The sequence below is a fragment of the Streptomyces durmitorensis genome (genome assembly GCF_023498005.1).
Taxonomy (GTDB): Bacteria; Actinomycetota; Actinomycetes; order Streptomycetales; family Streptomycetaceae; genus Streptomyces; species Streptomyces durmitorensis.
In genome coordinates this window covers 2,117,416-2,143,637 of record NZ_CP097289.1, presented here as the reverse complement: position 1 = coordinate 2,143,637, position 26,222 = coordinate 2,117,416, and the positions used below count along the sequence as shown (strand labels likewise).

Below are 26,222 nucleotides of genomic sequence, written 5' to 3'. Positions count from 1 at the left end.
AGCTAGAAGGGCACGGCGTCGTGGCAAGGGTTCAGACAGGGGTACGTGCGGTGGGTGCCGTGCTGGTCGCGGTGCTCGGGGTATCCCTCGCGGGGTGCAGCAGCACCGGTGGCAAGCGCGCCGAGGACGCACGCAAGGCGGCAACGGCACAGGGCAAGGCCGCGGTGAACACGCCGAACTGGACGTTCGGCATGGTGACCCACTCGGGTGACGGCGACACGTTCTGGGACATCGTCCAGGAAGGCGCCGAGCAGGCGGCCCGCAAGGACAACATCAAGTTCCTCTACTCCCACAATGCCGAGGCCCAGCAGCAGGCCCAGCTCGTGGACTCGTACATCGACAAGAAGGTCGACGGCATCATCGTCAGTCTCGCCAAGCCCGCCGCGATGAAGGGCGCCCTGGCCCGCGCCAAGAAGGCCGGCATCCCGGTGATCACGGTGAACTCCGGCTCCGCCGAGTCCAAGGCGTTCGGCGCGCTCACCCACATCGGTCAGGACGAGACGATCGCGGGCGAGGCCGTCGGCGACGAGCTCAACAAGCGCGGCAAGAAGAAGGCGCTCTGCATCCTGCACGAGCAGGGCAACGTCGGCCACGAGCAGCGCTGCGAAGGCGCCAAGAAGACCTTCGACGGCAAGATGCAGAACCTGTACGTGACCGGCACGAACATGCCCGACGTGCAGTCCTCCATCGAGGCCAGGCTCCAGTCCGACAAGTCCATCGACTCGGTCGTCACGCTCGGCGCGCCCTTCGCGGACACCGCGGTGAAGGCCGCGGACAGCGCGGGCAGCAAGGCCGAGGTCGACACCTTCGACCTGAACGAGAAGGTCGCGGCAGGACTGAAGGACGGCACGCTCGGCTTCGCCGTCGACCAGCAGCCCTACCTCCAGGGCTACGAGGCCGTGGACCTGCTCTGGCTGTACAAGTACAACGACGACGTGCTCGGCGGCGGCAAGCCGGTGCTCACCGGACCGCAGATCATCACCAAGGACCAGGCCGCCAAGCTGGAGGAATACGCGAAGCGAGGGACGCGATGACAGCGACCGCACCCGCACCCGCACCGGCGCCTTCGCCGGACACGAAGACGGACGAGCGCCTCCTGAAGGCGTCGCCGCTGAAGAAGCTGATGGGCCGCCCCGAGCTCGGCTCCGTCGTCGGCGCCGTGGCCGTCTTCGTCTTCTTCTCGATCGCGGCGGACAGCTTCCTGCAGACCAACAGCCTGGCCACGGTGCTCTACGCGGCGTCGACGCTCGGCATCATGGCCGTGCCGGTGGCGCTGCTCATGATCGGCGGCGAGTTCGACCTGTCGGCGGGCGTCATGGTGACGACCTCCGCGCTGATCTCGTCGATGTTCAGCTACCAGATGACGGCCAACGTCTGGGTCGGCGTCCTCGTCTCGCTCGTCGCCACCCTCGGGGTCGGCGTCTTCAACGGCGTGATGCTGACGCGCACCGACCCGCCGAGCTTCATCATCACGCTCGGTACGTTCCTCATGCTGACCGGCATGAACCTCGGCTTCACCAAGCTGATCAGCGGCACGGTCTCCACGAAGTCGATCTCCGACATGGAGGGCTTCGCCTCCGCCAAGGACGTCTTCGCCTCGACGATCACCATCGGCGGCGTCGACTTCAAGATCACGATCCTGTGGTGGCTCGGCCTGATCGCGGTCGCCACCTGGATCCTGCTCCGCACCCGCGTCGGCAACTGGATCTTCGCGGTCGGCGGCGGCGAGGACGCGGCCCGCGCGGTCGGCGTCCCGGTGGCGGCGACCAAGATCGGCCTCTACATGGGCGTCGCCTTCGGCGCCTGGATCTCGGGCCAGCACCTGCTGTTCTCGTACGACGTCGTCCAGTCGGGCGAGGGCGTCGGCAACGAACTGATCTACATTATCGCGGCCGTCATCGGCGGCTGTCTGATCACCGGCGGATACGGCTCGGCGGTCGGCGCGGCCGTGGGTGCCCTCATCTTCGGCATGGTCAGCAAGGGCATCGTGTTCGCCGAGTGGAACCCGGACTGGTTCAAGTTCTTCCTCGGAGTGATGCTGCTCCTGGCGACCCTGCTCAACCACTGGGTCCGCAAGCGCGCGGAGGCGACGAAGTGACCACCGACACGACCGACGTCAACGACGCGGTGCCGGAGCCGGAGCCGGGAAGCACCCCGCTCGTCGAGCTCGACGACGTCAGTAAGTACTACGGCAACATCCGCGCCCTGGAAGGCGTCTCCCTGGAGGTCCACGCGGGCGAGATCTCCTGTGTCCTCGGCGACAACGGCGCGGGCAAGTCGACCCTCATCAAGATCATCGCGGGTCTGCACCGGCACGACGCGGGAGAGTTCCGCATCGAGGGCGAGGACGCGAAGCTCGGCTCGCCGCGCGAGGCCCTGGACCGCGGCATCGCCACGGTCTACCAGGACCTCGCGGTGGTCCCGCTGATGCCGGTCTGGCGCAACTTCTTCCTCGGCTCCGAGCCGACGAAGGGCGTCGGGCCCTTCAAGCGCCTCGACGTCGACCTCATGCGCGAGACGACCCGCGCGGAGCTGCTCCGCATGGGCATCGACCTGCGCGACGTCGACCAGCCCATCGGCACCCTGTCGGGCGGCGAACGCCAGTGCGTGGCGATCGCGCGCGCCGTCTACTTCGGCGCCAAGGTCCTGGTCCTGGACGAGCCGACGGCGGCACTCGGCGTCAAGCAGTCCGGTGTCGTCCTGAAGTACGTGGCCGCCGCGCGGGACGCGGGCCTCGGAGTGGTCTTGATCACCCACAACCCGCACCACGCGTACCTGGTCGGCAATCGCTTCGTCCTCCTGAAGCGCGGCACGATGTTCGGCAGCTACGCGCGTGACGAGATCACCCTGGACGAGCTCACTCGCCAGATGGCGGGCGGCAGCGAACTCGACGACCTGCGTCACGAGCTGGAGGACAAGGGGGCCCCGTAGCTGGGGCGGGCCCCGAAGGGGCGCGGGGAACTGCGCGCTCAGCCCAGGAAGAGCCGCAGTCGCGTCTGCTCGCTGGCCCAGCAGTCGCGACTGCGGCTTTTCCGTGGTTGCTCGCGCAGTTCCCCGCGCCCCTACGGGGCACACCCCGGGTGACGGGGCGCACCCCGGGCCCCGTCACCCCGGGGTCCGTTGTGCGCGCCCCCGCGAGTGTGAGGCAGAATCGCCGCAATGAGCACCTACCGCGACCTCGCGCACCGCGGCTCCGCCCGAGCCACCGTTCTGCGGACCGTGGGCACGCGTGAGCGCCGATCGCATCTGACGGCGCCCCGCGTCCCCACCGTCGGCATCGACATCGGCGGCACGAAGGTGATGGCGGGAGTCGTCGACGCCGACGGCAACATCCTGGAGACGCTCCGCACGGAGACCCCGGACAAGTCCAAGAGCCCCAAGGTCGTCGAGGACACCATCGTCGAGCTGGTCCTCGACCTCTCCGACCGGCACGACGTGCACGCGGTGGGCATCGGCGCCGCAGGCTGGGTCGACGCGGACCGCAACCGCGTCCTGTTCGCCCCGCACCTGTCCTGGCGCAACGAACCCCTCCGCGACCGCATCTCCGGCCGCCTCGCGGTCCCCGTGCTCGTCGACAACGACGCGAACACCGCCGCGTGGGCGGAGTGGCGCTTCGGCGCGGCCCGCGGCGAGGACCACCTGGTCATGATCACGCTCGGCACCGGCATCGGCGGTGCGATCCTGGAGGACGGCCAGGTCAAGCGCGGCAAGTTCGGCGTGGCCGGGGAGTTCGGCCACATGCAGGTGGTCCCTGGCGGCCACCGCTGCCCGTGCGGCAACCGCGGCTGCTGGGAGCAGTACAGCTCCGGCAACGCGCTTGTCAGGGAGGCCCGCGAGCTCGCCGCCGCCGACTCCCCGGTCGCGTACGGGATCATCGAGCGGGTCAAGGGAAACATCCCCGACATCACGGGCCCCCTGATCACGGAGCTGGCCCGCGACGGCGACGCGATGTGCGTCGAGCTCCTCCAGGACATCGGCCAGTGGCTGGGCGTCGGCATCGCGAACCTCGCCGCGGCCCTCGACCCGTCCTGCTTCGTGATCGGCGGCGGTGTCTCGGCCGCCGACGACCTCCTGATCGGCCCGGCCCGCGACGCCTTCCGCCGCCAGCTGACCGGCCGCGGCTACCGCCCCGAGGCCCGTATCGCCCGCGCCCAGCTCGGCCCCGAGGCGGGCATGGTGGGCGCCGCCGACCTGGCGCGCCTGGTGGCACGCCGCTTCCGCCGGGCGAACCGCCGCCGGGTGGAGCGCCACGAACGCTACGAGCGCTACGCGGAAGCGCGCCGCACCAACGACCGCACCTCTCAGGGAACCCAGTAAACAGATGACCGTGCCCCGCCAACCCTCGTCCCCGGACTCTCCGGACTCCCCGGATCCCGCCGACGGGGGAGGCGGCCCCCGCGAGGGCCGCCGCCACATGATCCGCCGCCGCTGGCTGACGGCCACGATCATCGTGCTCCTGATCGGCGTACCGGCCGGCTATCTGGTGATCTCCGCGAACCAGAGCCGCAACAGCGGCCGCGACAAGGAGGCCAAGTACTCCGCGACCGGCCTCACCGCGGGCTGGCCCTCCAAGGTGCAGCGCCGTCTCTACGACGTGCCGATCCCGCGCTACTCCAGGGAAGTCGCCTACTACGAGACGAACAACTGGCGCACCAGCCGCCTGTACGCCCAGTTCCTGACGAGCAACGAGGGCCTGGACAAGTTCCTCAAGCAGATCGGTTCGAGCACCAAGACGCTGAAGAAGAACGACATCACGATCAGCAAGCGCGACCGCAAGGTCGTCGGCTGGGAGTTCACGGACCCGGGCCCCTGGCTCGGCCTCACCCACGTGAAGAAGGACCCGGCGCCGACCCTGGACGTGGTGGTGAACCGCGGCAATCCGAAGCACCCCATGGTGTATGTAGTGTCTACGACAACTCCGTAACTGGCGTGTTTCATCAGTGAGTTGTCCGAGGGGCGGCTCATACGATGGCGCCCATGACGCCCATGATCTCCAAAGAGACGTCCGACGGGTCATCCGAAGAGGAGTACGACAGACGCCGCCGCGCCCAGTGGCTCGCGGGGGAGGCACGGGCGGACGGGGTGGCACGCAGGGACATGCTGCGGCTGCTCGCGGCGGCGGGGGTAGCGGCGGGTGCGGCGACCGCCCTGCCGATGACGCTGGCAGCCCCCCGAGCGCAGGCGGCAGCGGCCGGAACCGGCACCGCCACCCCTGGAATTGTGAAGCCGCTCCCCGAGGACCGCTTCACGATCCGCGGCACGAACGCGGAGACGAAGTTCGACGCGCTGGCGCAGACGGGCCACCTCACCCCCGCATCCCATTTCTTCGTCCGCAACCACACGGCGACGCCACGCATCGACGCGAAGACCTGGACGCTGAGGATCTGGGGCGACGGACTGCGGGGCGGGGAGCGGGAGTTCACGCTCGCGGACCTCAAACGCCTCCCGGCGACCTCACGCACCGCCTTCGTCGAATGCGCGGGCAACGGCAGAAGCTTCTTCACGACCCAGCAGGGCCAACCGGCCTCGGGCACGGCCTGGACCCTCGGAGCGATCGGCAACGCCCGCTGGCGCGGCGTACGCCTCTCCGAAGTCCTGCGCCGGGCAGGCGTGTCGCGCCACGCGGTGGACGTGATGCCGAGCGGTCTCGACGCGGACTACGTCACGGACGACGGCACGAACCTGGGCAGGGTCCGCCGCCCGCTCCCGCTCTCCAAGGCGCTGGACGACGTCATCCTCGCGTACGAGATGAACGGCGCCCCACTCCCCGCGGACCACGGCTACCCGGTGAGGGTCCTGGTCCCGGCGTGGGTGGGCATCGCGTCGATCAAATGGGTGGGTGACATCGAGGTCTCTTCGAAGCCCCTCTTCTCCCCCTGGAACACGCAGTTCTACCGCCTGTTCGGCGAGACGTACCCGCCGGAGGGCAGCGCCCCACTCACCCGCCAAACCCTGAAGTCAGCCTTCGAACTCCCCTGGAACGCAAGCGTCGACGCGGCCACGACCCACCACCTGACCGGCCGCTCATGGTCGGCGACGGGCGCGATCACCCGAGTGGACATCAGCACGGACGAGGGCGCGACATGGCACCGCGCCCGCCTCAAGGACACACCCCACCGCGCCACTTGGACCCGCTGGACCACCCCCTGGCACCCCAGAACCCCGGGCCCGACGACACTCCTGGCCCGCGCCACGGACACCACGGGCCGCACCCAGCCGGAGACGACGGTGCACAACACCCAGGGGTATCTGTTCGATGCGGTGGTGCGGCATGCGGTGACGGTGGTCTGAGGAAGGGGCGGCCTCGGGCGGGGGAGGGGCGAGGTCAGCCGAGGCCCGCCCACCGCTCGTACGCGGCCGCTCCCACGCCCAGGTCCTCCCAGGCCATCCCCGCCGACTTGAACAACCGGGGCCGGTCCTCGGTCAACTCCACCTCGCCCCGCACCAGTTCACCCAGAGTCCGCAGCAGGCCCATGTCGAAGGCCCCCGCGTCCACCGCGAGCACGATGTCCCCGCACTCCCGCAGTGCCACTTCGTGGGACTCCGCCACCACCAGACCGCGCCTCAGGAGCCCCTCGTCCACCTCGCGCGCGTCCGGTTCGTGCGAGCCCACCGCCGCCACCGTCGCGTGGGGCGGGAGCAGCGCGCTGTCGAAGAGCGGTTCGCGGGCCGTCGTGCAGCAGCAGACCACGTCGGCGGTCGCCACGTCCGCCGGGGTCGCGGGCGCCGCCGAAAGGCCCGCATCGCGGCAGCGGTCGACGAAGGCCGTCACCCGCTCGGGGTTGCGCGCCACCACGTCCACGTGTTCCAGCGCCGGGCGCACCGCGCGCACCGCCTCCACGTGGCCCCAGGCCTGCGGGCCGGAGCCGAAGACCAGGAGGCGGCGGGCCTCCGGGACCGCGAGGTGCTTGATCGCGGCTCCGGAGACCGCCGGGGTGCGCAGCGAGGTCAGGGCGATTCCGTCGAGCAGGGCGAGCGGCGTGTGCGTCTCGCCGTCCAGGAGGAGGTACACGCCCTGCACGCGGGGGAGGTCGCGGGCCGCGTTGCCGGGCGTGACCGTGGCGATCTTCACCCCGGTGTACGACGCCGTGGAGGACGGCATCAGCAGGAGCTGACCGCCCGGTACGCCCACGACCCCCCGCGGGGGCTCCGCCTCCGGGTCCAGGCCTGCCTTGAGGACGGCCTCCACCGCCTCGATCGCCGTGGCCATCGGGACGAGCCGGGCCATCGCGTCGGCGTCGATGTAGGGCGGGGCCTCGCTCATGCGGGGTTCCTTTCGTGGCTGGCTGCTCGACCTGCTGCTCGACCTGCTGCTCGGCCGGCTGTTCAGGGGCCGTCCCGCTCGCAGCACGGCCCCTTCATGATCACCCTATGGAACAGCCGGGCGGGGGCTCGTGTCACTTTCGCCAGAACAGATGGTGCGTCACCGCCCCGCCCGGACTCGGCACGACGTCGAGGTGGAACCGGTCGAGCAGTTCGTCGGGCGACTCCCACAGCCGTGACCCGGATCCGAGCTTCACCGAGGAGACCGCCACGTGCAGCGTGTCGATGAGGTCGGCGTCGAGGAACTCCCGGATGGTGGCGGCCCCGCCGCCGAGCCGGACGTCCTTGCCCTGCGCGGCCTCCCGTGCCCGCTCGAGCACCGTCGCCGGGTCGTCGTCGACGAAGTGGAACGTGGTGTCGGAGAGCGTGAACGAAGGGCGCTTGTGGTGGGTCATGACGAACACCGGCGTGCGGAACGGGGGCTCGTCGCCCCACCAGCCCTGCCACTCGTGGTCTTCCCACGGACCGCGCTGCGGACCGAACTTGTTGCGGCCCATGATCTCGGCGCCGATGTTGCGGGCGTAGTCCCGCGTGAGGTAGTCGTCGAGGCCCCGGCTGCCGCCGGGGTCGGTGCGCATGGGCCAGCTCGCCGTGGCTCCCGCCCAGGAGAACATGTCCCCGGGATCGGCGTCGCCGAACGGTCTCTCCAGGCTCTGGTTCTCACCGGCACCGAAGCCGTCCTGCGAGACGTTGAAGTTCTGCACTCTCAGCAACTGGGGCACGTGTCTTCTCCCATGTCGGAGGACCCATGTCGGAGGTCCTGTGTTGGCGGCAACGGTAGGACTGTCCGGGCCGGGAAATCTCATCGGCGCGGCCCGTTCCGCTCCCCGGCCCGCCGGCCGGACCCCGGAGATCTCCGTCGGCTCCCATGGCACTGGGATGGGCCCGCACTTTGACGACCGATGGCCACGCGACGCCGGACGCCTCAGTCATGGGCATGGACCTGATTCGCGTTGACCCCGCGACTGATGCGGTTGTACCTGGCGGTCGAGGAAGCAGGCGGCATGGTCGCGGCCGACGTACGACTGGCGGGTGCCGTGACGGCTCTGTTGGCTGCGTTGCCCTCGTGCTGCAGGTCTTCAGAATCGGAATGGGGAATCATGGGTGCGGGGGCGGACTCGAAGTCCGCCCCCGCCGCCCCCGCCGCGCCCTGCGCGGGTCGCTTAGCCAAGGCTGCGCGTTCGGTCGGCAGTGCGCTGTGCCGGGACGCTCCGCAAGCGTCGTGCCCGTGCCTTGCTCGCACTCCCCTCCTGTGGCCCCGTGGTCAGTAGCTCTTCGAGGAGCAGGCGGCCGGCCACCATGGCCTGGCGCATCTTCTCGGGTTCAGCCTCTCCGGCGGCGGCCTGTTGCGCCGCCGCATGCAGTTGGCGGATGCCATCCACACGGCGCGGGTGGTGGACGGACAGTGCTTCGACCTGCCGGGCGTGCGAATCGGCCGGGTAGCCGCGGGCGACGGCCAGTTGCCACAGCAGACGATTGGCCTTGGCGATGGCGGCTCCGGGGCAGTCGACGAACTGGCCTTGCAGGTCCACCCACTGGGCTGCGTACTCCTCCCGAGCCGAAGCTGTCAGGCTGAGGAGACGCAGGTTGCCGAACCGGCGTACCCGTGCCTTCAGTTCACGCTCCGCCGCTTTTGTATCTCCGTGGTGCCGTGCGGCGACGCGGTCAAGTTCTGGCCCGAACCGGTCTCTCAGACTACCGAAGCGGACTTGTGCCACTGGTGGGGCGAGCACGAGTGCGGTGATGATCACTACCACTACGCCGAAGACGATTCCGAGACCCACGGACATGTGTTCCGCCCTTCTCTGAGGTTCCTTCTGGCGTTTCCGCTACACAGCGTTTCCGCAAATTCGCTCCGAAAACACGGGCGGTAATCGAAGGGACACATCCGGACCGTCAAGCACTGCTCCGAGCTGGGGTTTCGCAGCCAATGCGTCCCCGAGCCTTCAGTCGCCCGAGTGGCCCAAGGGGCAGTCGAGGGCGGTCGGCGGCTCGGTCGTCGCCCCGCGACTGCCACTCCAGTTCCGTGGCTGACAAGCCCGCTTTCTAGTGAGAGAGTGTTTGGATGCCCCGAAGCCTTCCCCTCCATAGCCGCGAGACGGTGGCGCACGCCGCGTGCAGTGTGTCGGATCTGCTGGAGGTGCTGTGGGGGCGTGGCCATGAAGCCGCCCCTTCCGGGCCCCTCCCGCCTTCGCAGTTTCGGGCGCTGACGGTGATCAAAGAACAGCGGAAGGTCAACCAGCGGACCCTTGGTGAAGTGCTTGGATCGCGACCATCGGCCGTGAGCCGATTGTGCGACCGCTTGGAGGCCGCTGGTCTCATCGAGCGGCTTCCCAGCACCACCAGTCGCCGTGAGGTCCAACTGCGGCTGAGCCGACGTGGATCTTCCGTACTCGAAGAGTTCCGTACGTTGCGGGTGCGTGAGGTCGAAGCCGTACTGGAAACGATGTCACCGGCTCATTTGGCGACACTGTCCGAGGGGCTGAATCTGTTCCAAGAAGCCGCTGCGGAGCACATCGGTTTGCCGAGCGATGCGAAGTCAAATGATGGGCCGTCTGCAGTCATCGCCTAGGCGCTAGCCCGGGCCGCCGCTCAGGTCGATTCGCCGCCCTGGAGAACTCTTGCAAACCTGCCAAGAACCCACGCCTTGAGGCAGTCGGCATACGACTCAGTACGTCGCCGAGCAGCTGGGTGCGCTGGGCGAGCAAGGCATCGACAACGTCCGTTCCTTGTTGTGTCAGTGCCAGCCCGATCTCTCTCCGGCTCGCGGGTACCGGTTCGCGACACAGAAGCCCAGCGGCTTCCAGCCGGTCACACAGCCTGCTGACGGCGGGCAGTGCGGCGCCGACCTCCGCGGCCAAACCAGTGAGATTGATGCCGGGATTGCGGCGCGTGATGAGCAATGCTTGCAGTTGCAGGGCCGAAAGCCGGGGGGAGACAGTCTGGGACGCCCGCGCCCACAGAGACACCAGTGTTTCCATGGCGGTGGATGCCTCTTCGGTCAGCTCGGTCAGCTCGGTCAGCTCGGTCAGCTCGTGCAGGGGGTCGCCAAGTTCCTCGTGGTCCATGCGGCCGTCACTCTCCATGAACAGATGTGCACCCCTCGCGATCTACGGATGTCGTGCCATGCATCGTTCGGCCTCGCACCTGGTCTTCTGCCCGTTCGATTCGAAATATCCCGGGCTCGCCGGTGAATGAGGCAACAGGGGCTGGGACTGTCGGGGGACCGGGGTGAAACGGGCGCCGTTCTGGTTCCGCCGGGCGGTAGGATTAACAGTTGCCGCGTAGCAATATTCGCGGTTCTTGAAGTTCGCTCGGTCTCAGCAGACCGCGCTGTGCGGGGCACCGCGGTCAAGGTCAGGTCGGTAATGGGCGGGCATCCCAGGAGCGTTCTGGGCAGTGAGCGCCCCGTTGGCCGAGGCCCCCGGTCCCATCAGTTACTCAGCAACACCCGACCCACTGATGAAGAAGGCCTCACCGTGACGAATTTCCTGGCTGTGGAACGCGCCGTACGTACGGCGGCACCGCACAACCTCCTCGGTACGGTGCGAGCCGCTCTGGTCGAGCACTATGGGGCCACCGATGTCGAGCTGCTCATGGCCGATTACAGCCTCACAGTCCTCCAGCCTGTTACAGAGCTGCCTCATACAGCGGAGCCCCTGTCCGTGTACACCAGCCCCGAGGGCCGTGCGTTCGGTAGCCAGGAGCCCTACGGGCAGCTCGCGAGCAGTGAGGGCGTCGTCGACCTGCACCTGCCCGTCACGGTCCGTGGCGACAGGCTGGGCATCCTCTCCGTGCGGATCCCGAAGGACAGGTGCACGCCCGACGCCGTGGAGGAGCTGACCGTAGTTGCCGCGCTCCTCGGGCACGAGATCGTCGTCGCTGAGCGGGACACCGATCTGTACCTGCAGGCCCGCCGGGCCAGCCGCCTCACCTTGGCCGCCGAGATGCAGTGGCAGCTGCTGCCGGGGCGGGCCTGCACCCGCAACGAATACGCCATCGGTGCACAACTGGAGCCCGCGTACGCCATCCACGGCGACAACTTCGACTGGGCCACGACATCCGAGACGCTCACTCTCAGCGTCACCAACGGCATGGGGGAGGGGATCCAGGCTTCCCTCCTGACCAACCTTGCGGTCAACGCCCTGCGCAATGCGCGAAGAGCCGGCATCGGTATCGCGGACCAGGCGGCTCTGGCCGATCAGGCGCTGTACGCGCAGCATCGGGGGCAGGAGTACGTATCGACCTTGCTGCTCTCCTTCGAGCTGGCTACAGGGCGGGTGCAGGTGGTGGACGCCGGCTCACCCCAGCTGTGGCGTCAGCGCGACAAGACCGTGGAGCGTGTGAACTTCGAGGCGCAGTTCCCCTTGGGCATGTTCGAGGAGACCGAGTATGTCGCGCAGGGGTTCGTGGCCCTGCCGGGCGACCGGTTGATTTTCGTCAGTGATGGCGTCTACGCCGCCGCCACCGAGGTGGGGGAGGCGTATGGCGAGCGGACACTGGCGCGCGCGATCCAGGCTGCGGGCCTCCTGCCGGCTGCTGCTGTTCCCCGGGCGATCCTGCAGGAACTCGCGTCCTACCTCGACGCCGATGCTGACGACGACGCCTTGGTCGTGTGCCTCGACTGGTTCGGTCGCGATTCCCGCCCCGTGGGCGGTTCCCCGCAGCACGGTCGTGTCAGTGTCAGCCAACTGCCGCAGTAGGTGTGGAGCGGCGTATGGCAAGGGCCAGGGTGTCGTCGGGGTGAAGCATGACGGTATGCATCTCTGCGGCGATGGCGCTGGGGAGTTCGGCGAGAGCACCGCCTGCGTGTCGCCGGGCTGCTGCGATGAGCCGGAGTTCGCCCTCGCACGGGTCTCTGCGGCTTTCGGTGAGGCCGTCCGTGTAGAGGATGAGGACGTCGCCCGGGTGGATCTCGGTGTGGAGTAGTTCTTCGCTGCCGGGCAGCGGGAAGCCGATGCCCCGGCCGCGCACTTCGAGGTACTCGGCAGTGCCGTCGGCTCGGAGCATGAGAGCGGGGGGATGGCTTCCGTTGGCCAGTTGCAGTTTCCCGGTGGCAGGGTCGAGTCGTGCCAGGAGTACGGTCGCCATGAGTTCGGGTGCGAGCGGCATGAGGATTTCGTGCGTGCGCTCCAGGATCGACTGCAGAGGGTGGCCTTCGAGGGCCAGCGTACGAACGGCATGGGTCACGTTGAGGGCGCTGCGGGTGCTGCCTACTCCGTGGCCGAGTGCGTCAACGACGGTGATGTGCAGGTTGCCGTCGGGCAGGGCGAACCAGTCGTAGAGGTCGCCGCCGGTGGGGGCGTTGGCCTCTGCGGGGGCATAGTGGACCGCCAGCTCCAGGCCGTCGATCTCCATCGGCTGGGGGCGCAGCGCGTCCTCGAGGTCGCGCAGCATTTTCCCGTGCGCTTTGCGGAGCTGTTCGTCGCGCTCTTCGAGTTGGACGTAGAGGGCGAGCACGCCGCCGTTGGTCTCGGCAAGCTCGTGCTTGAGGCGGCGGTACTCGGCCGTGAGCGCATCGGTACGGGCGATGATGGCGCGCAGTTCCTCGTTGATGGCTTGAGATTCCGCCCGTGACGACCGCTCGGCGGTGGGGTCGATACCGGCGCTCGGGCTGGGCACCGACGAGCCTGCCGTCTGAGGAACGGGCACGCGCCAGACGACCGAGTCAGTGCCGTTCGTCAGAGCGGGCAGTGGCAAGTCTCCGACACGCAGCGGCCGACGGGCCTGTGGGGCGCTGAGGGCAATGGCCAGGACGGGCGAGTCGTCGTGTGAGCCGTCCTCGTGGGCCGTGCTGAGCTCGACGGGCCGACCCGAGCCGAGCTCATCGGCAGCCGCGTCGGCGACAGACAGCACCAAGCGTGCCCGGACATCTACCGGCAGCCGATGAGCGTCGGCCACGCGGCGCACGGCGTCGCGCAGCTGGGGCAGGGCGTGAAAGTAGCTTCTGTTCATGAGTGCCTTGGGTGGGGCAGGGCGGCGAGCACAGCGGCGTCGTCGCGGGTGGAGCGGTGATGGTGGGCGACCGCGCCGGCGAGCAGCGAAGGAGGCAGGCGCAACAAGAAGTGCGGGGGAACATGCGTCCATCTGCTGTCGATGCCGTCGCTGTGGAGCACGGCTGTCGTACCCGGGGCAAGGGGGAAGCGGTGGCTCTGCGGAGCGGGGATGTTCCAGCCGACGACGCCGGGTTGTCCGGTCAGCCGGTGGTGGACCTGATGGGGGGAGATCGCTACGGCGCGTACGTTCCCGATTCCGCAGTACTCGGCCTTCTCCGCCCCAAGTCGCAAGATGCCCACGGCTGCGCCGCGGGTACGGCGCAGGGACCGGTGGAGGGCTGTCAGAATATGTGTCAAGGGGCGGTCCACCACCGCGTGGAAGGACCGCAGGGCGGTCTGTGCGGCTTCGGCGGCATGCGGACCGTGACCGAGCCCGTCAATGACGATCATGGTGCGCGTCCTGTCCGCGTCGATGATCGCGCAGGCATCTCCGCAATGCTGCTCTCTGTCGGCGGGTACGCAGATGAGACCGGCTGGTTGCCGCGCTGCTTGTGGCTGCTCGGGCAGTGCGAGTCTTGCGCAAGCAAGGGTGCCCATTTCGGCATCTGTCCGGATGGTGAAGTGCGTTGCGATGCGGGTCACCGCACCAAGGCCGGCGCCCATGGTGCCGGTCGTGGTGTAGCCGTCCGTGAGGCATCGCTCGATCTCGGGCATGCCCGGGCCCCGGTCAGCTGCCAGGATCTCCAGACCACCGCCCAGCGGCAGAGGGCGGATGTAGAGCGTGCCGCCGCGCGCGTGTTTGTCGAGGTTGCTGGCCAGTTCCGAGGCGAGCACTGCCGCCTGGTCCGGCATCGCACCCGGCAGGCGGCACTGCTCGGCGAGTGAGCGGGCGGTCGAGGCGGCGACGTGGACGGCACTGTAGTGATCGATGGGCACGCATGCGGTCGCCAGCGCCGACAGGGGCGTCACTGGCGCTCCCATCGCGTGGCGACCACAGTCGTGCCTCTGTCCGGTGCGCAATGCACGTCGAAGTCGTCCATGAGACGGCGTGCCCCGCCCAGGCCGTGGCCCAGACCGGCGCCGGTGGTGAAGCCGTCGGTGAGGGCGGCGTCCAAGTCCGGGATGCCGGGGCCCTTGTCACTTATGGTCAACCGCAACCCGCGCGTGCCCCCTTGGTGGAGGTATTCGATGGCGAGAGTCCCGCCCCCGCCGTGGATGTACGCGTTGCGGGCCAGTTCGCTGGCCGCGGTCACCACTCGGGTCTGGTCGACGATGCCGAAACCGATCCTGAGCGTCGCGGCGCGCACTGCATGACGGACCGCCAGCAGATCCTCTTCGGTATGCAGTCCGATGTGTGTGGCGGACTGGATGGCAGAGGGGCCAGTGGGGGAGCCGGCCTCGACACGGCCTGCCTTGTCGGCGCTGTCAGCGAGTCGCGTCATGTCGCGCCCCTTCAGGGGGCTGCGGAACCTGGCGCCAACCGAGGGCGGTCATACCACGCTCCGCATCCAGCGCGGTCTCCACGCCGACCAGTTCGATACCCAGCTCGACCAGGGTGATGGCCACCGGAGGACGCATGCCGGCCACGATCACGCGCGCACCCAGCAGCCGTGCCATGGTCGTCAGTTCCATCAGCGTGCGTGCCACAAAGGAGTCGATGATCTCAAGACGCGACACATCGATGAGAACCCCTCGGGTGCTCTCTGCCGCAATGCGCTCGGTGAGCTCATCGGTAAAGGCAAGGGCAGCCTTGTCGTCGATCTCGTTGAGCATCCCGGTGACCAGCACGTCGCCCAGTCGCAGAATGGGAACACCGGTGCTCGGGCGGCCCTCCATCAACGTGACGCCCCAAAAGGCTCAGGCGCGGCACTGCCGGTGAGCTTGATGGCCTCGGACAGGGCGTCGGCGAGGGTGGCCCGCGTAAGGATCTTCGACAGGTCGATGCCCAGTTGGGCGATGGTCTGCGCGATCGGCGGTCGGATGCCGCTGATGACGCAGTCCGCCCCCATCAGCCGCACGGCGTTGACGGTTTGCATCAGATGCTGCGCGACTGCCGTGTCCACGGTGGGGACCCCGGTGATGTCGATGATGGCGACGAGCGCTTCGTGGTCCTGGATCGCCTGGAGCAGGTTCTCCATGACGACCTGTGTCCGGGCGGTGTCGAGCGTGCCGATCAGCGGGACGGCGAGCACCTGCTGCCACAGACGTACGACCGGTGTCGACAGTTCGAGCAACTGCCGGCTCTGCCTGCGGATGATCTCCTCCCGCCCCTCGACATACGTGTCGAAGGACAGAGCGCCCGCGGCATCGAGCAACTGGTTGATCAGCAAAGCGGCGGAGAACAGTTCATCGGCTCTGTCGGTGCTCTGCTGCACAGCCTCAAGCACCGCCTCCTTGAGGGAGAGGACCGCGAGGGAGGTGGCGGTGGGCGTCGTGCCCACGCGAGCCCGGCGCAGCGAGAACTCACTGACTGCCCGCTTCAGTTCGTCGTGGGAGTTCACGATCCTGTCGACCGGGAGCGCACTGTCCATCCCGGCGACCAGGGCGGCGACCAAGGCATCCGCCTCTTCCCGCAGCTCGCGCTCGGCGATGCCGACCCCGAGCTCCGGCTGACTCTGCTGGAGCTGCACCCAACGATCGGCAACGTCGTCGGCACGTCCGTGCAGCGCCGTCGTCACGCGCTGCCGAATGACGGCCTCACTGCTGCTCACTCGTAAATCCCCTCGACGAAGCTGTCCCTGCACGGAAGCTGTCCCTGCACGGCACATACCGCGGTGGACCACCTGCGCTGGAAGTCAGGGCACTCCTGATCATCCAACTGTTTCCATGTGGCAAATATAAGCATGCCGTCCGTGACGCGGGGAAGCCCTGGGCTTCTGGGCCGACTCCGGCGACGGCTGTCGTGCGACGCCGCGAGGCCAGCCCCGTCCTTTCTCTGTGCCGGTCGAAAATGTTGCCAGGGGGCAACTGTCTCCCTAAGGTGATGAGTGCACGGGTCCAGGCCGGCCAAGGGAGTATGCCCAACACGGTCTGTTGAGGCCCTGCGTGAACCCGAGAGTGATGTGGTGGAGGTTCCTGCTGGGCAGCGTGCGGCCATCGCGGAGATCGTGCAGGCGGTTCGCGAGGATCAGCACTGGCGGGTCGGTGTCCTACTGGATCAGTTCGTGGTGGATGCGGACTTGGCGGCGCTCTTCGCTCTGCGGGAGGCGCTGGCCGACGCAGTGTTCCGGCGGAAAGAACCCTGAAGCCCTCCGTGGCCGTGCTCGACTCCTGCGGGAGGGAGCCGAGAACGGCCCTGCCCAGATGACCGACGCAGGACGCGTGCGGTAGACGACGCAAGAGGCGTACGTCGGTCCATGCCTTCAGCGCAGCTGTTCACGGTGCCTGGCTGGTGTGTCCGCATACCCAGGCCAGGGCATCATGCACTCCTCGGCTGTAGTCTCGCGGGCCGGGTGACCTGGTGAGGTCCTCCGTCCGTACGACCGCCGCATCCGCCTCGGCGGTGAGCGCCTGCAGATCCGGGACACCACCTGCGTTGTCCGCCCCCGTGACGGGTGAACGGTCCGCGCGTCCCAGCGCCCACCGGTAGGCCGATGACGCGCCACCGGAGAACTGAGGAGACGAGCCTCGCTCCACCGGCCCGACGCCCAATTGCTTCAGTGCCAGCTCGACATCGGTGTAAGCCCTGGTACCCACCAGCGGCTCCTCGTCTTGCCCGCTTCTCTCATGAGTGGTCATACCTGCACGTCTACCCTGCGCGCCTTGCGAGATGTCGCCTGCGGATGATCCGGGTGCCGGTGTCATTGATCCGGGGATGCGTGTGGTTTTCTCCTTCACGCCTTCGGCCGTGCTCCGGCCGGGCAGGGGGTGGGCGCCGGGCCCAGTACGGAGAAGGTCAGCTCGCTGGTGAATCGTAACGGCGCAGCAGCCCAGGAAGACGACGGGATTCCCTGTCCTGTTGCTCACGTAGGGAGTTCAGCTCGTCCGCGTGCTCGGCCATGGCCGAGTGCTGGAGCTCCGACTCGACGGCGATCCGGGCCTGAGCCACCTCACTGTCCACGCCATCGCCACTCGGTGGAGATTCCCGCGGCCCGCCGACTTCACCCGCGCCTTCCGTGGCGCTATGGGGGTGCCACCCACCCACTACCGGGCGCGGTACGCGCCGCGCCCCGGCGTCGCACCCATGCGACCGCGTCCCCCGATACCGCACGGAACTCCGTGAGGTGCTCGACGACTTGTAGGCGGACTCAGGTGTTCAGCGCTGCCGCGAGGATGCGTACGCCGTGACGGATCCTGGACTCGTTGACGTTGCCGAAGCCGAGTACCAGGGCAGGGCTGAACGCGGTCGGTTTGGTCGCGCCGGCGGTGCGGTAGCGATCGAGGCCGTAGACCTGGACGCCCTGGGCGGCGATGCGGTCCACCACGTCGTTCTCGGTCAGTTTCGGGGGGAGCCGCAGGAGGGCGTGGCAGCCCGCGTCCAAGCCGTCTAGCCGGATGCCGGGGGCGTGCTCCGCGAGTTCGGTGACCAGGGTCTGGCGGCGGGCGTGGTAGATGTCCCGCACCCTGCGCAGATGCCGGTCGAAGCGTCCGGACTCGATCAGCAGCGCCAGTGCGGTCTGGTCGAGTGCGGGTACTCCGCGGCTGGTCAGGTGCTTCTCCCGCACCAACGGCTCCAGGAGTCGTGGTGGGACCAGCAGCCAGCCGATCCGGACGCCCGGAGCCAGCGTCTTGCTGACCGAACCGAGCGCGATGACCCGGTCCGGTGCGAGGCCCTGCAGCGAGCCGACCGGCTGACGGTCGTAGCGGAACTCGGCGTCGTAGTCGTCTTCGAGAACGAGTCCGTCGACCTCCTCGGCCCAGGCGATCAGGTCGCGGCGGCGCCGTGCGCTCAGGACGACTCCGGCCGGGCATTGATGAGCCGGTGTGACCAGGACGGCACGGGCTCCGGAGGCGGCCAGCGCCTCCACGTCCACGCCCTCCTCGTCGACGGGTACCGCAATCGGCGAAAGGCCGGCCCGGGCAGCGAGTTCGTCGTGCTCGCGAGGTCCAGGGTCTTCCAGCGCGACCGTGTGATGGCCGGCGCGCGCGAGCGTACCGAAGACCAGGTTGAGGCCGTGCCGGAAGCCGTTCACGATGATCGCGTCCTCGGCTTCGGCGGTACCGGCTCGGACGCGCCGGTGGTACCCCGCGAGGACACCGCGGAGCTGTCCGGAGCCCGAGTCCGTCTCGTCGCCCATGGCGGCGGATCCCGCCCCTCGTGCTGCCTGGGTGAGCGCCCACAGCCAGTCCTGCATAGGGAACGACGGGAGGTCGGGGATTCCGTACTCGAAGTCGACCTCGATCGGCGCCGGTGGCGTGCGGTCGTCCCGTTTCGGTCGCCGCGGCGCATCGCGTGCGGCCGTGCTCGGAGCGACCCGCGTACCGGATCCGATTGCGGTGATCAGGTAGCCCTCCGCGGCCAGTTGGTCGTAGGACTCCACAACCAGCCCCCGGGACACCTGAAGTTGCTCGGCGAGGGACCGGCTGGACGGCAACCGCTCGCCCGCGGAAAGCCGGCCGGCGCGGATCGCGCCGCGCAGCTCGCGCTGGAGCTGCTGCCCGATCGGTTCGAGACTCGACCGGTCCAGGCCGATGAGCAGCTCCGGTCCGACCCCGACCCAGCGCACCGCCATCAACGCCACCCCAAGTGGTCCACTCCGCAGCCTTCCAATTGGCTCTGCAGGCAAGACCAATCTTCGTCGAGGATCGAGGTACTGGCAACGACACCAGCAGGAGGACCCGATGATCACCTCGACATTCAGCGCTCACGACGGCGGTGGGCCGCGATGACCATCGGGATTCTGCTGGCGTTGCTGGCCGCTGTCGGGTACGGCACCTCCGACTTCATCGGAGGCTTCGGCTCCGGTCGGGTCTCGGCCTGGGCGGTCGCCTTCACAGGGCAGCTGGCCGGTGCGGCGGCGATCGTCGGCGTCAGCTTGGCGATGCCCGGCGCCCCGTCGCTGCGGGACTTCGGCTGGGCGGCGCTGGCCGGTGTCGGGGGTGCGATCGGGTCGGCCTTCCTCTATCGCGGTCTCGCCTCCGGCAGCATGGGGACCGCAGCACCGATCTCGGCCGTCGGCGCCGCGATCCTGCCCGTCCTGGTCGGCTCCGCCCTCGGCGAGCGGCCGACCTCGCTCGTCTGGCTCGGCGTCCTCGTCGCGTTGCCGGGGATCTGGCTGGTGGCTCGCGAGAGTGGCGCAGACCCGGCGGCCAGTCGCCGGCCGGCGATGATCGACGGCGGAATCGCGGGGCTGGGTTTCGGCTGCCTGTTCGTCGCCACTGCCCAGATTCCGTCCTCCGCCGGGGTGCTGCCACTGGCCGCGAGCCAGCTCATCGGTGCTGTCGTGATCGCCGCGATCGCCACCGCGCTCCGTCAGCCCTGGCGTTGTGGTGTCAGGCACCTGCACTGGGGCGTCGTCGCCGGCGCGCTCGGCGCCGTCGGCACCTGCCTCTATCTCGCCGCCACCCAGGCCACCGACCTCGGCGTCGCCGCGGTCCTCACCTCACTCTTCCCGGCGATCACGGTTCTGCTGGCCGTCGTGATCCTGAAGGAACGTATCCGTCCCACCCAGCGCCTCGGCCTCGCCGCCTGCGGAGCCGCCGTCGTCCTCGTCGCCATCGGATGAGAACCCACCAAGGAGAGACTGACATGACGTACGCACTGCCCGACACCGCACCGCAGACCGCCGCAGGCAAGGTCCTCTGGCACTTCACGATGTCGCTCGACGGCTTCATCGCCGGCCCGAACCACTCCATGGACTGGATGAACGGGATCGTCAACCCCCGGGCCGACATCACCCAGGAGTACATGAAGACCACCGGCGCCATCCTCGGCGGCCGGGACGGCTTCGACGCCTTCCCCGACGCCGACTCCACCTACGACGGCACGTGGCAAGCACCCGTGTTCATCCTCACCCACCACCCCGAGGACGCCCCGCCCACCCCCAACACGACGTTCCTGAACTGCGGCGTGGCCGAAGCGATCCGGATCGGCCTCGAATCCGCCGACGGCAAGAACCTGGAGATCCTCTCCGCCTCCATCGGCCGGCAGGCCCTCGAACTCGGTCTGATCGACGACATCGACCTGCACATCGCCCCCGTCCTGCTCGGTGACGGAATCCGCCTTTTCGACAACCCCGGCGGCGCCCCCGTCACGCTCCAACTGCTCAACGGCGACATCCCCACAGCCGAGATCAACGTCAGGTACCGGCCAGGCGCCAACCAGCAGCCTTAGGCACAGCCAGACCGCTCCCAACAGCCGCAGCCGCTTGCCGCAGTGGGGCCGGGACCGTCCAGCGCAACAAGGGTCGGTCCCGACCCCAGCGGGGCGCTCTGGGGAGGAACACAGGTCTGCCGCAACGCGCACGTCCCTGCGACGTCTCTCCTGCGCGCGGTTCCTCCCATCATCGACCGCCAGTCGCCACGTAGCCGCCGGCTGACGGTCGAGTTGGAACACGCGGGGCCAGGAAGTGGGAAGCCGTGAGGCGGCCGGAGACTTCTTCCACCTGGTCAAACAGCTACAGTCAGGACCCCGCTCATAGGGGCTGTGTGGAGTGCAGCGCGCGGTCGTGGTGGTCGGCCCGTACGCGGACAGTACGAGGGCCGTCCCGGCGCGGCCCCCTCGTGGCCGCGGACCGGAACGGCCCTCGGGTGGTTCGACCGGCGTGAGCGGGACTGCGCCCGTCCGGGCCCCGCTTGCGGACTGCGCGTGCTTCCGGCGGTGATGGTCACTCGCTCACCGACGTCACACCACGGACCGGTCGTCCGTCCCCCGTGGTGATCAGTCTGGATCTGGCCACGGCCGGGAAAGGCGCATCCTTACGCCGCCCTGATGCCGCGTCAGCCGGTTTTGACGGCACCTTGGCGGTACCGCGCTCAAGCCCGTATGGGATGCGCAAGTACCGGGTCTTACGGGCCTTCCCGGCTCATCTGGAGCATTAGATTCGCCTCCGGCCGCCGGAGGCTGGCGGCCGGGCACGTGGCGGCGTCTCCCCGTCGTACCGCCGCGTCCCCGGGCAGCGGCAACCCCGGCGGCCGCCGCGTCCCCTGCCGTGCCGCGGCCCTTGCCGCTCCGCCCGTCCCTATCAGAAGGTCATCCTCGATGCATCCCGCCGCTGCCCCTCAGGCGCCTCCCGTCCCCAGGACCCCGCCGCTCGGTCCCGCGCCGCCGACATCCCGGCGGCGCGGCGGCAGTGGCGGTCCTGGCGGCCGTGGCACCAAGGGCGGACTGCTGGATCCCGTACAGCTGCTGAAGTCCTTTCCCGACGCACTGCGCAAACTGCACCCGCGGGCCCTGGTCAAAAAGCCCGTGCTCTTCGTCGTCGCCGTCGGGTCGGTGCTCACCACTCTCTCCGCCCTGGCCCACCCCTCGGTCTTCGCCTGGGTGATCAGCGTCTGGCTCTGGCTGACCGTGATCTTCGCCAACCTCGCCGAGGCGGTCGCGGAGGGCCGCGGCAAGGCGCAGGCCGAGTCGCTGCGCAAGGCGCGCAAGGACACGGTGGCGCTGCGCCTGCGACACTGGCGGTACGGCACCGACCTGGACCGGGCGGAGACGGAGGCCGTCGCTGCCACCGATCTGCGGATGTTCGACTTCGTGCTCGTCGAGGCGGGTGAGCTCATCCCCGCCGACGGCGACGTCGTCGACGGCGTCGCGGCGGTCGACGAATCCGCGGTCACCGGCGAATCCGCGCCGGTCATCAGGGAGTCGGGCGGCGACAGGACCGGTGTCACCGGCGGGACCACGGTGCTCTCCGACCGGCTCGTCGTGCGGTCACCTCGCGCCCCGGGCACTCCTTCATGGACCGGATGATCGCGCTGGTCGAGGGCGCCGCACGGCACAAGACGCCCAACGAGATAGCGCTGAACATCCTGCTGGCCGCACTCACGATCGTCTTCGTGCTGGTCGTCGTCGCCGTGACACCGATGGCCGGTTACGCGGGGGCCGCTCCCTCGACGACGGTGCTCGTCGCACTCCTGGTGACGCTCATTCCGACGACCATCGGGGCGCTGCTCTCCGCGATCGGCATCGCCGGCATGGACCGGCTCGTGCAGCGCAATGTCCTCGCCATGTCGGGGCGCGCGGTGGAGGCGGCGGGCGACATCAACACCCTGCTCCTGGACAAGACCGGCACCATCACCCTCGGCAACCGCGAGGCTGTCGGCTTCGTGCCGCTGCCAGGGGTCACCGAAACATCCCTCGCGGACGCCGCCCAGTTCTCCTCACTGGCCGACGAGACGCCCGAGGGGCGCTCGGTGGTCGTGCTGGCCAAGGAGCGGTACGGGCTCCGGGAGCCCGCGGACGGGGAGTTGGGGCAGGTGCGGTTCGTGGAGTTCAGCGCGCAGACCCGGATGAGCGGCCTGGACATGCATGGGCCGCACGGAACCAACTGCTCGATCAGGAAAGGAGCGTCCGCGCAGGTCATCGAGTGGGTGCGGATGTACGGGGGTACGGTGCCCGCGGAGGCCGGGCAATGGAGCGAGGCCATCGCGGGAAGCGGGGGTACACCGCTGCTCGTCGCCGTCCACGACGCGAATGGCCCCCGGGTGCTCGGGATCATCCATCTCAAGGATGTCGTCAAGGACGGGATCCGGGAGCGGTTCGCCGAGCTGCGCCGGATGGGAATCCGTACCGTCATGATCACCGGTGACAATCCGCGGACAGCCCGCGCCATCGCCACCGAGGCGGGCGTCGACGACTATCTGGCGGAGGCCACGCCCGAGGAGAAGCTCGCCCTGATCAAGCGTGAGCAGGAGGGCGGCAAACTCGTCGCGATGACGGGTGACGGCACGAACGACGCCCCGGCGCTGGCGCAGGCGGACGTGGGCGTGGCGATGAACACCGGGACCTCGGCCGCCAAGGAGGCCGGGAACATGGTGGACCTGGACTCCAACCCCACCAAGCTCATCGAGATCGTCGAGATCGGCAAGCAACTCCTGATCACCCGAGGAGCGTTGACGACCTTCTCCATCACCAACGACGTGGCGAAATACTTCGCGATCATCCCAGCGATGTTCAGCGCGACGTACCCGGGACTCGACGCGTTGAACATCATGGAGCTGCACAGCCCCACCTCGGCGATCGCCTCAGCGATCATCTTCAACGCCCTGATCATCGTGGCCCTGATCCCGCTCGCCCTGCGCGGGGTGCACTACAAGCCGGCGTCGGCCCATGACCTGCTGCGGCGCAACCTCACGGTCTACGGCCTTGGGGGACTTGTGCTGCCCTTCATCGGGATCAAGGCCATTGACGCGCTGGTGTCGACGATCCCGGGCCTGGGCTGACCCACATCAGGGGTGTGTCAGGGAACGCCCGTTGCCCTGGCCCTCACCGCCCGGCCCGGGTTTGATGGAGAGCGTGAACAGCGAGTGGCTCCTTCTCGACCGGCCGCCTCATCAGGCGCACCGTCGTGAGCCCCGCTGTCCGGAGCCGTCCGCCCACCGCTGACGCGCACTCCGCAGCCCTGGGCGCCGCGACCTCGTCCGGCGCCCCTTTTTCCATACCTGCGCACACGCCTGCGAACGGCGTGCCCTCAACCTTGGATGGACCATGTCCGCATCCGACCTCTCCTCCCGCACCGTCCTGGTGACCGGAGCCACCTCCGGCATCGGCTACGAAACCGCCAAGCAGCTCGCCGAACGCGGCGCCACCGTCCTCGTACACGGGCGCACCCCCCAGGAGGCACAGGCCGCAACCGACGCGCTGGTCGCCATCGGGGGCCTTCCCGCCGCCCGCCTGTGCGCCTTCTCCGCCGACTTCGCCCGCTTCGAAGAAGTCGAGCAGATGGCAGCGCGGATCATCGCCGAACACCCACACCTGGACGTGCTCGTGAACAACGCGGGCATCGCGGCCCCCGAGCGGCACACCGTCACCGCCGACGGCAACGAAATCGCCTTCCAGGTCAACTTCCTCTCCCACTACCTGCTCACCCACCTGCTGGAACAGACGCTCACCAGCGAGCCCGGCGGCCGCGTGGTCAACGTGTCCTCAACCCTCCACCGAACCGCCTCCATCGCCTGGAACGACCCCAACCGCGCCCGCAGTTACTCCCGGCTCGCCGCCTACGCCCAGTCGCAGCTCGCCCTCACCGTCTTCGCCGCAGACCCCCGCGTCACCGCGGTCTCCCTCCACCCCGGCATCTGCGACACGGCTCTCCTGCCGCTGTACGCACTCGAGGGAACCACGGCCACCGAGGGCGCCACGCACGTCGTGCGTCTCTGCGACCCGGCCACGGAGATCGTCAACGGCGCCTACTACGACCGCGACCAGCGCGTCGACCCGGCACCCATCGCCACCGAGTACCGCAACGTCAAGCGCCTCAACAAGCTCGCCTCACTGCTCGTCGGCCAGCACGCCTGAAAGGGAACACCACCATGTCCAAGCGCGCCCGCAAGAAGCGAGACCGCCGCAAGAAGAAGGCCAACCACGGCAGCAAAGCCAACAGCTGATCCTTCCGGGAGCGGCGGCCCATGCCCCGGGCCGCCGCGCTCGCCCCCAACCCCAGGTGACGTCACCATGAGTCACCTCACGCAGCTCCAAGCCTCCCTCATCCCTCACCCCTCATGGCTCACGCTGATGGCCTGGGCGGCGACCTCAAGTGATCTCGGCGACTGTGTCCGGCGCGTGGTCGGAGGTGAGGATCAGGCGCGGGCGGCTGCCGGCGACGGTGACCTCCCGGATGGTGCCCTGCCAGATGTTGCGAGCGCTGCCGGTGGGCCGCTCGTGGTGGAGGGAGATGGCCTCCGGCGGTACGACGACCAGGGTCGGCGTGTCCTCGTCCAGGGGCTCGGCGGCGGTGAGATCCAGTCCGCCGGGCAGTCGGGCGCCATCGGCGGTGGCCGAGCGTCCGGGCCACCCACGGCGAGCGCGGGCGACGGGTCACCTCGGCGAGGGAGGCGTCCTGGAGGGTGCGTCCGTCGGTGAGGACGAGGACGAGGACGCGGTCGGAGAGAGACGGCTTCACCGGGGTCGTGGGTGACCAGGAGGCAGACGCTCCGCCCGGCGGCGGGTGGTGTCCGGACTGACACCCAGCAGGCGCGCAGCCTGACCGGTGGAGTAAAGCCGCACATGCAAGAGATTGAGGGCGAATTGGGTGTATCTACGCCATCGGGCGATCACCCACATAGCAGGCGCAGGTGCGGAAGGAGTGCCCGAAGGGCACGGATCGGGGTGTACGGAGGGCTTCGAAGAATGGTGCCTTTGGTCCCTGCGTGATCTGCCAGCCCAGTGCCGCGTTCCCCCTGGTGGATGCGATGGCCTCGCAACAGGATGTTTCGGGACGTATTAGCTTCAGGGCATGACAGCGCCACGGCGCTCCAGTCCTCTTCTCTTCCGACTCTGTGAGGCAGCACCCCATGAGCCTGAGCATCCGCAACCAGATCCCCGGCACCGTCGCGTCCGTCACCGCCGGCGAGGCCATGGCGACCGTGAAGGTCCGCCTCGCGGGAGGTCAGGACGTTACCGCCGCGATCACCACCGAGTCCGTCAAGGAGCTCGGTCTGGCCGAGGGCTCCGAGGTGAAGATCCTGGTGAAGTCCACCGAGGTCTCCCTCGCCACCGGCCCGGTCGCCGGCGTCTCGATCCGCAACCAGATCGCCGGCACGGTCACCGACGTGGCGACCGGCGGCGCCATGGCCTCCGTCAAGGTCGATGTCGAGGGCGGCGCGCTCACCGCCGCGATCACCAAGGACGCCGTCGCCGACCTGAACCTGGCCGCCGGCTCCGCGGTCGTCGCGCTGATCAAGTCGACCGAGGTCTCCCTGGCCACCGCCTGATCTGCGCGCACGCGCAACAGCGTGAGGGCCTCACGCTCCGGCGGTGTGAGGCCCCCGGCACGCACGCCCTATCCGTGGGCGGCCCTCCGCGTG

At 68.9% G+C, this 26,222-nt stretch carries 24 protein-coding genes and 2 pseudogenes; 15 read left to right on the top strand and 11 right to left on the bottom strand.

The window, feature by feature from the left end; all coding sequences use genetic code 11:
* Nucleotides 1-20 precede the first annotated feature (20 nt).
* The 6 genes from M4V62_RS09825 to M4V62_RS09800 all read left to right on the top strand — a co-directional run bounded on the left by M4V62_RS09825 (nucleotide 21) and on the right by M4V62_RS09800 (nucleotide 6,291).
* Complete coding sequence (locus M4V62_RS09825) at nucleotides 21-1,034, top strand: sugar ABC transporter substrate-binding protein (RefSeq protein ID WP_361044481.1); 1,014 nt, start codon at nucleotides 21-23, stop codon at nucleotides 1,032-1,034.
* Nucleotides 1,031-2,098 (top strand): ABC transporter permease, encoded by a 1,068-nt coding sequence (locus M4V62_RS09820; RefSeq protein ID WP_249586857.1) that lies wholly within the window; start codon nucleotides 1,031-1,033, stop codon nucleotides 2,096-2,098. The genes M4V62_RS09825 and M4V62_RS09820 overlap by 4 nt, the downstream gene beginning before the upstream one ends.
* The gene (locus M4V62_RS09815; protein WP_425575015.1) at nucleotides 2,095-2,931 is read left to right on the top strand and encodes an ATP-binding cassette domain-containing protein; all 837 of its coding nucleotides are present in this window, start codon (nucleotides 2,095-2,097) and stop codon (nucleotides 2,929-2,931) included. Before M4V62_RS09820 ends, M4V62_RS09815 begins: the two co-directional genes overlap by 4 nt.
* A gap of 228 nt (nucleotides 2,932-3,159) precedes the next feature.
* The gene (locus tag M4V62_RS09810) at nucleotides 3,160-4,317 is read left to right on the top strand and encodes an ROK family glucokinase (RefSeq protein WP_249586856.1); all 1,158 of its coding nucleotides are present in this window, start codon (nucleotides 3,160-3,162) and stop codon (nucleotides 4,315-4,317) included.
* A gap of 4 nt (nucleotides 4,318-4,321) precedes the next feature.
* Nucleotides 4,322-4,924: a sugar kinase gene (locus tag M4V62_RS09805; protein ID WP_249586855.1), complete on the top strand. Its 603-nt coding sequence runs from the start codon at nucleotides 4,322-4,324 to the stop codon at nucleotides 4,922-4,924.
* Nucleotides 4,925-4,977: 53 nt separating this feature from the next.
* A complete protein-coding gene (locus M4V62_RS09800) occupies nucleotides 4,978-6,291 on the top strand; it encodes a sulfite oxidase (protein WP_425575016.1) in 1,314 nt (437 codons plus the stop codon).
* Nucleotides 6,292-6,325: 34 nt separating this feature from the next.
* On the opposite strand, the gene M4V62_RS09795 is transcribed toward M4V62_RS09800, so the two are convergent.
* The 3 genes from M4V62_RS09795 to M4V62_RS09785 form a co-directional block, all read right to left on the bottom strand.
* On the bottom strand, nucleotides 6,326-7,264 hold the full coding sequence (locus tag M4V62_RS09795; RefSeq protein ID WP_249586854.1) for an ornithine cyclodeaminase family protein: 939 nt from the start codon (nucleotides 7,262-7,264) through the stop codon (nucleotides 6,326-6,328).
* Nucleotides 7,265-7,397: 133 nt separating this feature from the next.
* Nucleotides 7,398-8,045, bottom strand: coding sequence for a dihydrofolate reductase family protein (locus M4V62_RS09790; RefSeq protein ID WP_249586853.1), 648 nt, complete (start codon nucleotides 8,043-8,045; stop codon nucleotides 7,398-7,400).
* A gap of 441 nt (nucleotides 8,046-8,486) precedes the next feature.
* Nucleotides 8,487-9,113: a hypothetical protein gene (locus M4V62_RS09785; RefSeq protein WP_249586852.1), complete on the bottom strand. Its 627-nt coding sequence runs from the start codon at nucleotides 9,111-9,113 to the stop codon at nucleotides 8,487-8,489.
* A gap of 275 nt (nucleotides 9,114-9,388) precedes the next feature.
* Between M4V62_RS09785 and M4V62_RS09780 the strand changes: the two genes are divergently transcribed.
* A complete protein-coding gene (locus tag M4V62_RS09780; protein WP_249586851.1) occupies nucleotides 9,389-9,895 on the top strand; it encodes a MarR family winged helix-turn-helix transcriptional regulator in 507 nt (168 codons plus the stop codon).
* Here the strand turns inward: M4V62_RS09780 and M4V62_RS09775 are convergent.
* On the bottom strand, nucleotides 9,885-10,391 hold the full coding sequence (locus M4V62_RS09775; protein ID WP_249586850.1) for a MarR family winged helix-turn-helix transcriptional regulator: 507 nt from the start codon (nucleotides 10,389-10,391) through the stop codon (nucleotides 9,885-9,887). The two genes, M4V62_RS09780 and M4V62_RS09775, sit on opposite strands and share 11 nt — an antisense overlap.
* Before the next feature lie 411 nt (nucleotides 10,392-10,802).
* Between M4V62_RS09775 and M4V62_RS09770 the strand changes: the two genes are divergently transcribed.
* On the top strand, nucleotides 10,803-12,026 hold the full coding sequence (locus M4V62_RS09770) for a PP2C family protein-serine/threonine phosphatase (protein WP_249586849.1): 1,224 nt from the start codon (nucleotides 10,803-10,805) through the stop codon (nucleotides 12,024-12,026).
* Here M4V62_RS09770 and M4V62_RS09765 read toward each other — a convergent pair.
* From M4V62_RS09765 to M4V62_RS09745, 5 genes are read right to left on the bottom strand one after another with little or no spacing between them, the layout of a single operon-like run.
* Nucleotides 12,007-13,278, bottom strand: a complete 1,272-nt coding sequence (locus M4V62_RS09765) for a PP2C family protein-serine/threonine phosphatase (protein ID WP_249586848.1) — start codon at nucleotides 13,276-13,278, stop codon at nucleotides 12,007-12,009. The genes M4V62_RS09770 and M4V62_RS09765 overlap by 20 nt on opposite strands.
* Nucleotides 13,275-14,288, bottom strand: a complete 1,014-nt coding sequence (locus tag M4V62_RS09760) for a SpoIIE family protein phosphatase (RefSeq protein WP_249586847.1) — start codon at nucleotides 14,286-14,288, stop codon at nucleotides 13,275-13,277. Before M4V62_RS09760 ends, M4V62_RS09765 begins: the two co-directional genes overlap by 4 nt.
* Nucleotides 14,285-14,761 carry an anti-sigma regulatory factor gene (locus tag M4V62_RS09755; protein WP_249586846.1) on the bottom strand — a complete coding sequence of 159 codons (477 nt, stop codon included), beginning with the start codon at nucleotides 14,759-14,761 and terminating at the stop codon, nucleotides 14,285-14,287. The genes M4V62_RS09760 and M4V62_RS09755 overlap by 4 nt, the downstream gene beginning before the upstream one ends.
* A complete protein-coding gene (locus M4V62_RS09750) occupies nucleotides 14,745-15,155 on the bottom strand; it encodes an STAS domain-containing protein (protein WP_249586845.1) in 411 nt (136 codons plus the stop codon). Before M4V62_RS09750 ends, M4V62_RS09755 begins: the two co-directional genes overlap by 17 nt.
* Complete coding sequence (locus tag M4V62_RS09745; RefSeq protein ID WP_249586844.1) at nucleotides 15,155-16,030, bottom strand: STAS domain-containing protein; 876 nt, start codon at nucleotides 16,028-16,030, stop codon at nucleotides 15,155-15,157. The genes M4V62_RS09750 and M4V62_RS09745 overlap by 1 nt, the downstream gene beginning before the upstream one ends.
* 354 nt (nucleotides 16,031-16,384) lie before the next feature.
* On the opposite strand from M4V62_RS09745, the gene M4V62_RS09740 reads away from it, so the two are divergent.
* Nucleotides 16,385-16,564 (top strand): hypothetical protein, encoded by a 180-nt coding sequence (locus M4V62_RS09740; protein WP_249586843.1) that lies wholly within the window; start codon nucleotides 16,385-16,387, stop codon nucleotides 16,562-16,564.
* Nucleotides 16,565-17,566: 1,002 nt separating this feature from the next.
* Here the strand turns inward: M4V62_RS09740 and pdxR are convergent.
* A complete protein-coding gene (gene pdxR / locus M4V62_RS09735; RefSeq protein ID WP_249586842.1) occupies nucleotides 17,567-18,991 on the bottom strand; it encodes a MocR-like pyridoxine biosynthesis transcription factor PdxR in 1,425 nt (474 codons plus the stop codon).
* A 153-nt stretch (nucleotides 18,992-19,144) separates the two neighbouring features.
* Here pdxR and M4V62_RS09730 point away from each other — a divergent pair, with 153 nt between their 5' ends.
* The 5 genes and pseudogenes from M4V62_RS09730 to M4V62_RS43870 all read left to right on the top strand — a co-directional run bounded on the left by M4V62_RS09730 (nucleotide 19,145) and on the right by M4V62_RS43870 (nucleotide 24,803).
* A complete protein-coding gene (locus M4V62_RS09730; RefSeq protein WP_249586841.1) occupies nucleotides 19,145-19,984 on the top strand; it encodes a DMT family transporter in 840 nt (279 codons plus the stop codon).
* Between the two features lie 23 nt (nucleotides 19,985-20,007).
* The gene (locus M4V62_RS09725) at nucleotides 20,008-20,592 is read left to right on the top strand and encodes a dihydrofolate reductase family protein (protein WP_249586840.1); all 585 of its coding nucleotides are present in this window, start codon (nucleotides 20,008-20,010) and stop codon (nucleotides 20,590-20,592) included.
* An 867-nt stretch (nucleotides 20,593-21,459) separates the two neighbouring features.
* Nucleotides 21,460-23,639: pseudogene (kdpB, locus tag M4V62_RS09720) on the top strand (potassium-transporting ATPase subunit KdpB).
* Between the two features lie 265 nt (nucleotides 23,640-23,904).
* Nucleotides 23,905-24,714 (top strand): SDR family NAD(P)-dependent oxidoreductase, encoded by an 810-nt coding sequence (locus tag M4V62_RS09715; protein ID WP_249586839.1) that lies wholly within the window; start codon nucleotides 23,905-23,907, stop codon nucleotides 24,712-24,714.
* A gap of 14 nt (nucleotides 24,715-24,728) precedes the next feature.
* Nucleotides 24,729-24,803: a 50S ribosomal protein bL37 gene (locus M4V62_RS43870; RefSeq protein ID WP_397717501.1), complete on the top strand. Its 75-nt coding sequence runs from the start codon at nucleotides 24,729-24,731 to the stop codon at nucleotides 24,801-24,803.
* Between the two features lie 148 nt (nucleotides 24,804-24,951).
* Here the strand turns inward: M4V62_RS43870 and M4V62_RS09710 are convergent.
* Nucleotides 24,952-25,346 (bottom strand): annotated as a pseudogene (locus M4V62_RS09710) (ABC transporter permease); the annotation flags it as partial.
* Nucleotides 25,347-25,709: 363 nt separating this feature from the next.
* Here M4V62_RS09710 and M4V62_RS09705 point away from each other — a divergent pair.
* Nucleotides 25,710-26,129, top strand: coding sequence for a TOBE domain-containing protein (locus tag M4V62_RS09705; RefSeq protein ID WP_249586838.1), 420 nt, complete (start codon nucleotides 25,710-25,712; stop codon nucleotides 26,127-26,129).
* The last annotated feature ends 93 nt before the right edge of the window (nucleotides 26,130-26,222 follow it).

What these genes read in the sequence shown, in the direction of transcription:
- M4V62_RS09725 (WP_249586840.1), top strand. Translation starts at nt 20,008, where the DNA reads ATGACGTACGCACTGCCCGACACCGCACCGCAGACCGCCGCAGGCAAG.
- M4V62_RS09805 (WP_249586855.1), top strand. Translation starts at nt 4,322, where the DNA reads ATGACCGTGCCCCGCCAACCCTCGTCCCCGGACTCTCCGGACTCCCCG.
- M4V62_RS09755 (WP_249586846.1), bottom strand. Translation starts at nt 14,761, where the DNA reads ATGACGCGACTCGCTGACAGCGCCGACAAGGCAGGCCGTGTCGAGGCC.
- M4V62_RS09765 (WP_249586848.1), bottom strand. Translation starts at nt 13,278, where the DNA reads ATGAACAGAAGCTACTTTCACGCCCTGCCCCAGCTGCGCGACGCCGTG.
- M4V62_RS09810 (WP_249586856.1), top strand. Translation starts at nt 3,160, where the DNA reads ATGAGCACCTACCGCGACCTCGCGCACCGCGGCTCCGCCCGAGCCACC.
- M4V62_RS09800 (WP_425575016.1), top strand. Translation starts at nt 4,978, where the DNA reads ATGACGCCCATGATCTCCAAAGAGACGTCCGACGGGTCATCCGAAGAG.
- M4V62_RS09730 (WP_249586841.1), top strand. Translation starts at nt 19,145, where the DNA reads ATGACCATCGGGATTCTGCTGGCGTTGCTGGCCGCTGTCGGGTACGGC.
- M4V62_RS09705 (WP_249586838.1), top strand. Translation starts at nt 25,710, where the DNA reads ATGAGCCTGAGCATCCGCAACCAGATCCCCGGCACCGTCGCGTCCGTC.
- M4V62_RS09750 (WP_249586845.1), bottom strand. Translation starts at nt 15,155, where the DNA reads ATGGAGGGCCGCCCGAGCACCGGTGTTCCCATTCTGCGACTGGGCGAC.
- M4V62_RS09820 (WP_249586857.1), top strand. Translation starts at nt 1,031, where the DNA reads ATGACAGCGACCGCACCCGCACCCGCACCGGCGCCTTCGCCGGACACG.
- M4V62_RS09795 (WP_249586854.1), bottom strand. Translation starts at nt 7,264, where the DNA reads ATGAGCGAGGCCCCGCCCTACATCGACGCCGACGCGATGGCCCGGCTC.
- M4V62_RS09785 (WP_249586852.1), bottom strand. Translation starts at nt 9,113, where the DNA reads ATGTCCGTGGGTCTCGGAATCGTCTTCGGCGTAGTGGTAGTGATCATC.
- pdxR (WP_249586842.1), bottom strand. Translation starts at nt 18,991, where the DNA reads ATGGCGGTGCGCTGGGTCGGGGTCGGACCGGAGCTGCTCATCGGCCTG.
- M4V62_RS09780 (WP_249586851.1), top strand. Translation starts at nt 9,389, where the DNA reads ATGCCCCGAAGCCTTCCCCTCCATAGCCGCGAGACGGTGGCGCACGCC.
- M4V62_RS09715 (WP_249586839.1), top strand. Translation starts at nt 23,905, where the DNA reads ATGTCCGCATCCGACCTCTCCTCCCGCACCGTCCTGGTGACCGGAGCC.
- M4V62_RS09775 (WP_249586850.1), bottom strand. Translation starts at nt 10,391, where the DNA reads ATGGACCACGAGGAACTTGGCGACCCCCTGCACGAGCTGACCGAGCTG.